Annotated in this window: 1 protein-coding gene; it reads left to right on the forward strand. The window is 75.7% G+C overall.

The window, feature by feature from the left end:
- Positions 1-177 precede the first annotated feature (177 nt).
- Positions 178-1,209, forward strand: a complete 1,032-nt coding sequence (locus ACFVX9_RS32175; protein ID WP_387984943.1) for a MerR family transcriptional regulator — start codon at positions 178-180, stop codon at positions 1,207-1,209.
- Positions 1,210-1,610: the final 401 nt, after the last annotated feature.

Consider the following 1,610-nt stretch of genomic DNA (forward strand, 5'->3'; position numbering starts at 1 on the left):
CAAAACCTGGCAAACCCCCCCACCCCTCCCCCCCTGCTAGTGGTGTGGGGGCAACAGAGGGATAAACTCTTCTGTCCGTCGGCGGCGCGCCGATGGCTTCCGCGGAGCGAGCCCTGCTGCGCCGCCCCGCATCCGCGACGCCCGCTGCCCCGGCCCGCCCCGCATAGGCTCACGCATGTGCCCGTCCCGGTCCCCGTCCCCGTGTCTGCCTCCGCCGGCCGGCCGTCGGCCCAGGCCAGCCTGACCACCGGTGCCCTCGCCCGCATGCTCGGCGTTTCCCCGACCACCGTCCGCTCCTGGGAACGCCGCTACGGCATCGGTCCCGCCCAGCGTGACCCCGGGCGCCACCGCCAGTGGAGCCCGCGGGACGTTGCCGTCCTGGCGGAGATGTGCCGCCTGACCGCCCGCGGCGTCACCCCGGCCGAGGCCGCCCGCCTCGCCCTCGCCGCCGAGGCTCCAGGACCGGCCGGGCCGTCCGGGCCGCCAGAGACGTCCGAGGTGTCCGGGCCGTCCGAGCCGCCGGGGCCGCCTGCCGGTGGGCCGGCCCCCGGTGGCGGGAACGCCCTGCCCGTCGGCACCGTCCGCCCCGAATGCCGGGGGCTGGCCCGCGCGGCCGTTCGCCTCGACGCCCCCGAGCTCGCCCGGATCCTGCGACACAGCGTCGACACCCTCGGCCCGGTCGCCGCCTGGACCGAGGTGATGATGCCCGCCCTGCGCGCCGCCGGCCGCAAGTGGGCCGCCGAGGGCGAGCGCTATGTCGAGGTCGAGCACCTGCTGTCCTGGCACGTCGCCGCCGCTTTGCGCCGCGCCGCCGACCGGGTCGAGCCGCCGCAGGGTCCGGCCGTCCTGCTCGCGGGCATGCCCGCCGAACTGCATGCCCTGCCACTGGAGGCACTGGCTGCGGGGCTGGCCGAACGGGGCCTGCCGTTTCGGATGTTCGGCCCGGCCCTGCCGACCGAAGCCCTGTTGGAGGCGGTCCGCCGCACGGGCCCGCCCGCCGTCCTGCTGTGGTCCCAGGTCGCCCGCACCGCCGACCGGGCCCTGGCCCGCCGTGTCGCCGAGACCGCTTGGGGCCCCCACGGTGCCCGCACCCGTCCCGTCGTCCTGACCGCCGGCCCCGGCTGGACCGGCCCCCGCCGCCCCCCGGGCGCCCTGCGCCCCCGCGACCTGCCCACCGCCCTCGACCAGCTGGAGCACCTGCTGCGCTGAACCCCGCCCTGCGGAACCGCGACACGTGCGCCGTACAGCCTTGCCCGCAGGCTCGCGCTGCTGGCTCCGGAGTGAATATACCGACCGGTCTACAGATTCGATCGTGCCCGCAGTGCGCACAGGAAGTCGGCCTGCCCGACTTCCTGCGCGGGGCGGCTCACCCTCGGCCTTGCCGCGCGACGAGGCCTGCGAACGGAGTCCTGAGAGCGGAAAAATATATCGGTCGGTCTACATATTCGGCTGCGCGCACAGTGGGCGGGCGGGGAGCCGGGAAGTGGGAGCGGTTCGGCGCGGGGGGGGGGGGGGGAAGGGACAAGTCTCCCCGCAGCCGGAAAAAGGGGCAAAAAGGAAAGGGCGCGAGACCCCAAACCCCCCCCCTGCGGGGGGGAAAGGACAAGCAC

The organism is Kitasatospora sp. NPDC058243 (genome assembly GCF_042882025.1).
Classification (GTDB): domain Bacteria; phylum Actinomycetota; class Actinomycetes; order Streptomycetales; family Streptomycetaceae; genus Kitasatospora.